At 61.9% G+C, this 7,107-nt stretch carries 7 protein-coding genes and 3 pseudogenes; 3 read left to right on the plus strand and 7 right to left on the minus strand.

The window, feature by feature from the left end:
• Positions 1-469 precede the first annotated feature (469 nt).
• The 3 genes and pseudogenes from NKJ08_RS37735 (at position 470) to NKJ08_RS37745 (ending at position 1,470) form a co-directional block, all read left to right on the plus strand.
• Positions 470-787, plus strand: a complete 318-nt coding sequence (locus NKJ08_RS37735; RefSeq protein WP_352786251.1) for a S46 family peptidase — start codon at positions 470-472, stop codon at positions 785-787.
• 4 nt (positions 788-791) lie between these two features.
• Positions 792-944 (plus strand): hypothetical protein, encoded by a 153-nt coding sequence (locus NKJ08_RS37740; RefSeq protein ID WP_352786252.1) that lies wholly within the window; start codon positions 792-794, stop codon positions 942-944.
• Positions 945-1,018: 74 nt separating this feature from the next.
• A pseudogene (locus NKJ08_RS37745) lies at positions 1,019-1,470 on the plus strand (S46 family peptidase).
• 728 nt (positions 1,471-2,198) lie between these two features.
• Here the strand turns inward: NKJ08_RS37745 and NKJ08_RS39205 are convergent.
• From NKJ08_RS39205 to NKJ08_RS37780, 7 genes and pseudogenes are all read right to left on the minus strand, one after another.
• Positions 2,199-2,363 (minus strand): annotated as a pseudogene (locus tag NKJ08_RS39205) (NrtR DNA-binding winged helix domain-containing protein); the annotation flags it as partial.
• A gap of 103 nt (positions 2,364-2,466) precedes the next feature.
• Complete coding sequence (locus tag NKJ08_RS37755; protein ID WP_352786256.1) at positions 2,467-2,733, minus strand: aspartate 1-decarboxylase; 267 nt, start codon at positions 2,731-2,733, stop codon at positions 2,467-2,469.
• A 68-nt stretch (positions 2,734-2,801) separates the two neighbouring features.
• Positions 2,802-3,785 carry a 3-oxopimeloyl-[acyl-carrier-protein] synthase BioZ gene (gene bioZ, locus NKJ08_RS37760; RefSeq protein WP_352786253.1) on the minus strand — a complete coding sequence of 328 codons (984 nt, stop codon included), beginning with the start codon at positions 3,783-3,785 and terminating at the stop codon, positions 2,802-2,804.
• A complete protein-coding gene (locus NKJ08_RS37765; RefSeq protein ID WP_352786254.1) occupies positions 3,782-5,047 on the minus strand; it encodes an adenosylmethionine--8-amino-7-oxononanoate transaminase in 1,266 nt (421 codons plus the stop codon). Before NKJ08_RS37765 ends, bioZ begins: the two co-directional genes overlap by 4 nt.
• A complete protein-coding gene (gene bioD / locus NKJ08_RS37770) occupies positions 5,047-5,682 on the minus strand; it encodes a dethiobiotin synthase (protein ID WP_031194973.1) in 636 nt (211 codons plus the stop codon). The genes NKJ08_RS37765 and bioD overlap by 1 nt, the downstream gene beginning before the upstream one ends.
• 11 nt (positions 5,683-5,693) lie before the next feature.
• Positions 5,694-6,833 (minus strand): 8-amino-7-oxononanoate synthase, encoded by a 1,140-nt coding sequence (locus NKJ08_RS37775; RefSeq protein WP_352786255.1) that lies wholly within the window; start codon positions 6,831-6,833, stop codon positions 5,694-5,696.
• Positions 6,830-7,107, minus strand: a pseudogene (locus tag NKJ08_RS37780) (biotin synthase BioB); the annotation flags it as partial. The pseudogene NKJ08_RS37780 and the gene NKJ08_RS37775, both read right to left, overlap by 4 nt.

Genomic DNA, 7,107 nt, shown 5'->3' on the forward strand with positions numbered 1-7,107 from the left:
CGACCACGCGGTCATGCAGCGGCCGGAAATTCGACTTTGCCATTTTTGGATTTCCCTGGTGCGGATGTTGAACGGTTCTCCGTTGCCGGAGCGTGTTTAGCACTCACCAGAAGCGAGTGCTAACGCGGCAGTGAGATAGGCCGTAGGCTCCTGCTAGTCAAGACGGAAGAGGGACGGGCGAAGAGCAAACGAGCGTGGAAGCACCGAGCCTTTTACGTGAACGACGTCGGAGATCGGACATGGATGGGGCGGCTCACCATTTGCAACTGGAGGCTTTATTCATTTGGCACGATTGGTGCAGGGAATGATCCGCAAACGTTGCGCGCGACCGATATAATGAGAGGTGAGCGCCATCAGGATTCCTGCGTTAACCGTCCACTCGGTCTTTACGGTGTGGCCGCCGCGCGGGCGCCAGGACTCCGGCCATCCCGATAGTCACCAATCCAATCTGCGGAGAACAGGAGGCAAGATGAGAGCGACAGTCAGCACGAACTCGAATTTGAAATGTTTGGCCAAAGCAACTGGTATGTGGATGCCGGGCCAGACTGCGGAAGTGTGCGCGGCCATGCGCGCGGATGGGCTCCAGATCGATCCCGCCCAGCTGGGCCGTCTAGACGCTGACCCGCTCAACGCGATCGTATCACTGGGCGGATGCTCCGCCTCGTTCGTCAGTCCACAAGGGCTGGTCGCAACCAATCATCATTGCGTGTTAGAATCCATCCAATACCACAGCAAGGAGGGCCAGGACTATCTCACAGACGGCTTTCTGGCGAAGAGCCCTGGGTGAAGAATTGCCCGCGGCGCCAGGCAGCCGCATCTATGTGATCGAGGACATGCGGGATGTGACCGCCGAAATGCTCAAGAGCGTCTCGGACAAGCTGAACGGGTTTGCCCGCTATGAGCGGCTCGCCACGAACAAAAAGGCCCCTGATCGCCGCATGTGAAGGACAGCCCAATCGCCGTTGCGACATATGGCGGCGTCTCCTAGTATCTCCTCCAGAAGCTCGAAATCGAGGACGTGCGCCTTGTCTATGCGCCCGCGCTCGGCATCGGTAACTTCGGCGGCGAAACGGACAATTGGATGTGGCCGCGCCACACAGGCGACTTCGGCTTTTATCGCGCCTATGTCGCTCCTGATGGTTCCTCCCGGCCATATGCGCGCGACAATGTGCCTTACCGCCGAAGAGTTGGCTACCCATAGCCTGTGCAGGCGTCAAGGAAGGCGACCTTGTGATGGTCGCCGGCTTTCCCGGCGCAACCCACCAGTTCCTGACGGCGGATGAAGTCCGGTTCAACTTCGCGCAATTCGAACCGCGGTTGCAGCGTTCGCTCTCGGATTATGCCGCCCAGATCAAAAGGCAACGGCAGGCAATCGCGAGGCGCAGATCCATTGACCGCCCGCTTCACAAATTGGCTCGGCCTAAAACGCATGGGAAAAGCAGAAAAGGCAACAGATCGGCACCAGAATGAATATGGCCGCGCGAACTGACAGACGCGCCAACAATCGGCATCTCGCATGGTCGGTGGCACTGGACGTGGCTCCCACCCTGCTGGCACGACTCCCCATCAGGTCGTCGGGGTTTCGCTGGCGAAAAAAACTTCCGCGTGTCTCTGCGCGATCCATCCCGCTTGGGCGTGCCTAGTCAACCAAAAAACTGACCATCTGCAGGATCAGGATCAGCAAAAAAAAGCCAAAAGCAGACGCCAAAACAGCTGCCAGCAGGACGATGCGTTGTTTCTTCACCCACAGTTCCCCCGGGAGAGAGTCTAATGATAATCCTTAAAAAAGGCGCCATGGAACAGGGCGCCCTACGCTCATTTGTGCAAGTTTAAAGTTTAGCTTGCCTGCTTTATGTAATTAAACGTTTCTTTTATGCGACACTTCTCCAAGTGTTACTTGCACAAATCGAACGTATCCCACATTTAGACGAACTGTACATTCTGTAGAGACTTTGACGCATGCGTTTACTGGCGGTATACATCCTTCACCGTTGCCGCAAGGCATTGGCCCACTCGCGCGGCACCTCCTTCACGACAAAGGTTGAAAGCCCGTCCTCGGGCGGTTCATTTCCAAGATCACTTCGATCCACTCATACGGGCTTCCCGAGCGAGACCGTGGGTTCGGACGGTGCGAATGAATTTCTCGATATAATCGAATTGATTATAAGGGTATATTTCTACGTTGAGTATAAAGGATGTCAAGCCCGCGCCAGCGGCAATTTTGTCCGGGCGACCGCCGTTTCGTCGAGGACATGGTGGCGGAAGCGATAAAGCTTCGCCGGCCGACCGCCGGTATCAAAAGCACTTTCGCCGGTCTCCTCCACCAGTTCCTGCTGCTCCATCAACCGGCGAAAGTTCTGCTGAAGCGCCCCTGCCGATGTAATCGTCAACGCCGTCCGCGTCAGCGCATTGCCATCGGCGAGAAGCCGACGACATTGTTGATGACGAACGTAACGATCCGCGGCTTCAGACAGGAATGTGCGCTTCGTCCAGATGGATGGAGTGGGCTGGCAGGTTCCGGGCGGCCGCGCCGTTGAGGAGGCAGCATCGAGAGCCGCGCTCGCCGAGGATGACATAGGTCGAGATTCGTGCGCCGGAAGTCTTGCTCCATGTCTCCACGAATCCATTGGCAGGATCCCGGGTTCTTCGCGTGGTCAGGGTCGAGCAGTATCGAACCGTGGTAGTTGAGCTTTGCTCGGTGACGTGGATGCCGTGCAGCTTGCCGGCGACTATTTTCGCATTGGTCCCGTTGTCCTATTCATCTCACAAAGTCAGTCCTGATGTTGAGCAGCTTCGCTGGGCTAAATCCCGATGACGAGCGCCCCGCCGCTGAGTCCCGCACCTGCCGCCGCCAGGAGTATTTTCTCGCCCGGCCGAAACGGCTCCGCTTGATTGGCGAGCGACAGTGAGAGCGGGATCGTCGCGGCGGAAGAGTTGCCATATTCGGCGATCGTTTTGACGATCAGGTGATCGGCAACGCCGAGGTTTCGCCCGACCGCATCGAAAATGCGAGCATTGGCCTGATGCGGCACGAACCGGTCGACATCCTGCGGTCGCACTCCGGCAGCGGCTAGCGCGCTTGTCGAGCAATCGGTCATCATCTCGACGGCCTTTGCGAACACTTCGCGGCCGTCGGTCATCGTCATTCGGGTTTGCGCGAGGTCGAGGTTACCGTGGAACGGCTTGTTGCTTCCTCCTGCGGGAATCTGGATCAGCCCGTATCGCGAGCCGTCCGAATCCACGGAGGCACCGAGAATCCCCCGATCAGTATCCTCGCACGGACCGATCACGAGGGCGCCGGCGGCATCGGCAAACAGCACGGCGCTGGCGCGCTCAGAGGGATTGATGCGGCGGCTGAGGATATTGGCGGCGATAACAAGGCTCGATTTGCCGTGCAGGCGGGTAAATCCGTCCGCAAACATCAGCGCATAGATGAAACCGGCGCAGGCGCCGGTCAGATCGACAGCGCCGGCGCGGCCGAGCCCCAGCCGATGTGCGACCAGAGGCGCGCTGGGCGGCAGGAGGTGATCGGGCGTCGAGGTGGCAAGCAGCAGCAGACCGATGTCGTGGCGCGCAATGCCGGCGTTCGCCAAAGCGATGTCGCCGGCTTGCGTGGCCAAGCCAGACAGCGTGTCTTCGTCCGTTGCCCAGAAGCGCGAACGAATTCCGGTGCGCCGCTCGATCCAGCCGGGTTCGAGCCCGAGATCGCTCTCGATCTCGGCATTCGCCACCTTTCGGCCAGGCGCATGATGGCCAAACCCGAGAATGCGCGACGACCTGCTCATGGCCTCGAACCGAAACGTTCGCCGGCCTCCTCGATGGCGTCATGGAGCCGATCGAGCTCGTCGCCGGTGATGCAATAGGGCGGCAGGAGATAAAGGACATTGCCGAGCGGGCGCACAAGCAGGCCGAGCTCGAGGAAAAATGCCCGCAGCTTAGGTCCGATCTCGGCCAGATAGCCGGCAGAGCCGGCGCGCAGGTCGAGAGCCAGGATCGTGCCGATCGCCCGGCTGTCGGTGAAGTTGGCATTATCGCGAAAGCGCCGAAGGCCGGCGGCCTGCCTCGCGCTCAGGGTGGCGATCCGCTCGGCCACTGGCTCGTCATGCCAGATCTCGACATTGGCGAGTGCTGCCGCGCAGGCAATCGGATTGGCCGTGTAGGAACTCGAGTGGAAAAACGTCTTCTTCCGGTCCTCGGAATAGTGAGCCTGGAAGATGGCATCGGTGGCGAGTGTGGCGGCCAGCGGGATTGCGCCACCGGTCAGGCCCTTCGAGGTGCACAGCATGTCCGGAGAGATGTTCGCCTGCTCGCAGGCGAACATGGTTCCGGTACGCCCCCACCCGGTCATCACCTCGTCGGCGATCAGCAGCGTGCCCGAGGCCTCAGTGATCCTCTTCAATTCGGACAGAACCGATGCCGGATACATCAGCATGCCGCCGGCGCCTAGCACCAGCGGCTCGACGATCAGCGCGGCGGCGCGCTGGTCGCGGCTGAGGGCCTCGAAACGATCCAGCGTTTCCTGTTCGCGCCCGGCGGCAGGGAAGGGAATGGTGTCGACCTCGAACAGCAAGGGTTCGTAGGCGGCGTTGAACACACCGCGGGCACCGACGCTCATCGTGCCGATGGTGTCGCCATGATAGCTGTGCTCCATGACGACGATGCGCGAGCGCGGCGCGCCGATGTTGCGGAAATAGCCGAGCGCCATCTTCAGCGCGACTTCGACAGAGGTCGAGCCGCTGTCGGAATAGAACACCCAGTCGAGTCCGGAGGGAGCGAGACCGACAAGCGCCTTGGCCAGGCGTTCGGCCGGTTCGTGCGTGAAGCCAGCGAAGATAATCTGGTCGAGGCTCGACGCGGTCGTCTCGATAGCCTTTATGATGCGCGGATGGCGGTGGCCATGCGTGACGACCCACCAGGATGAGATGGCGTCCAGGATGCGCGCGCCATTGGCTTTGTGGAGATAGGCGCCTTCAGCCAGGACGATTTCAGGGATCGCCGGCTCGAGCGCGTGCTGGGTGAAGGGATGCCACACACGGGATTGCGGCATCATCCGCCTCCGGCAATCAAAGCGAGGTCGAAGCCGGCAATCATCGCTTGTCTCAGCGTTTTGTCCGTCAGCGGATCGAGGTGCGGCAGCCTGCCGAGTTGCGGCACGTCGCCGAATTCCACGATCGTCCGTTGCGTATCGGTCATCTCATCGCCGATGAAGGCGATGCCAGCCAGCGGGATAGCGCGCGCCCGCAGGGCCTCGATCGACAGCAGGGTGTGATTGATTGTTCCGAGCGCGGTGCGGGCGCACAGAATGACCGGCAACTGCCATTGCTCGAATATGTCGATGAACCTTGTCCGGCGGTTCAGCGGCACCATCAGCCCGCCGGCGCCTTCGATGACGAGCGGTGTCGGCAGGACCGGAAACGAAAGATCGGCAGCCTCGATCGAAACGTCGTCGATTTCGGCCGAACGATGCGGCGAAAGCGGGCTCTTCAAGCGGTAGGCTTCCGGCAGCACGCGCCCCGACGGCAGCCCGGCAAGTCGCGCAACCGCCTCGCTGTCGGTCTCGCCGTCGAGGCCCGATTGCACCGGCTTCCAGTAGAAACCGTCAAGCAGGCCGGCAAGCCCGGCCGAAAACACCGTCTTGCCAATTCCGGTGTCTGTTCCGGTGATGACGATGCGCTTGGTCATGTCGCCTCCGGTCATGTCTGGGCCAACACCTCGACGAGCGCCTCGACCATGGCGGAAATGTCGGCTTCGCCGATATTGAGCGTCAGTGAGATGCGCAGCCGCGACGTGCCCTCGGGCACGGTCGGCGGACGAATGCCGCGTATGTCGAAGCCGCGGGCCTGCAGGCGCGCCGACACTGCCATGGTGCGCCTGACATCGCCGGTTACCAAGGGCTGGATCTGAGAGCCACTTGGTATCGCGCCGCAGCGATCGACCAATTGGCGGCCTGCGAGGGCAACGCGTTCATGCAGCTGAACACGCCGCATAGGCTCGTCGGCGAGCATTGCGAGCGCTTCGCGCGCCGCGACCGCCATCAGCGGCGATGGCGCGGTGGCGTAGATGAATGGCCGGCAACGGTTGATCAGATACTCGCACAGTGTCCTCGGCCCGGTCACGAGCCCACCAGATGCGCCGAGCGCCTTGCCGCAGGTGTGGAGCGCGACGATGTTGTCGCGGCCCTCGAAAGCGGCGGCCAGCCCCCGGCCGTCCGGTCCCCAGACGCCGGTGGCATGGGCCTCGTCAATGACGATGAATGCGTCGTGCCGATCGGCAAGCGCGACCAGGCTCTCCATCGGCGCGCGGTCGCCATCCATGCTGTACAGGCTTTCGACCACGATCCACACGCGCCCCGCGCCGCCTTCGGCGCGCCAACGCTTGATCGCGTCCTCGACAGCATCGACGTCGTTGTGCGCGGCCAGCTTGAACTCGGCACGTCCGGCCTGTGCCCCCTCATGCATGCTGGCATGGGCGAGCTCATCGAGGACCAAAAGGTCGCCCTTCTGCGGCAGCGCCGTCAGCAGAGCGAAGTTGGCGATGTAGCCGCTGCCGAAGAACAGCGCGCGGTCGGCTCCAAAGAATGCCGCCGCGTCTGCCTCGAGCTGCTCGTGTTCCGGCGCATTGCCGCGCAACAGCCGCGACCCGGTGGCGCCAACCGGCGTGCCACGCGCAATCGCCGCCGCAACCGCTTCGCCAAGTCTTTTGGAGGCGGCAAGCCCGAGATAGTCGTTCGACGAGAAGTCGCGCCCGGCGCGCGGCTTCAGCGTCCGCAGCCGGTCCTTGCGCGCCAGTCCCTGCAAGGTCGCCTCATAGCGGGCAAGCGGTGCCCCGTTCATTCCGCCTCGAGTTCCATCGGCTCGATGCCAAGGCGCCGGAACAGCAGGGTATCCTTGTCCTCACCGGGATTGTCCGCCGTCAGCAGCGTGTCGCCGACGAAGATCGAGTTGGCGCCGGCAAAAAAGCACAGCGCCTGCATCTCGTCGGTCATGGCCGTACGGCCGGCGGAAAGACGGATATGCGATTTCGGCATCATGATGCGCGCCAGCGCGATCACGCGCACGAATTCGATCGGCTCGATGGGCTTGGCGTCGGCAAGCGGGGTGCCGGGGA

The organism is Mesorhizobium sp. M0244 (assembly GCF_040321795.1).
In the GTDB taxonomy this organism is placed as follows: Bacteria; Pseudomonadota; Alphaproteobacteria; order Rhizobiales; family Rhizobiaceae; genus Mesorhizobium.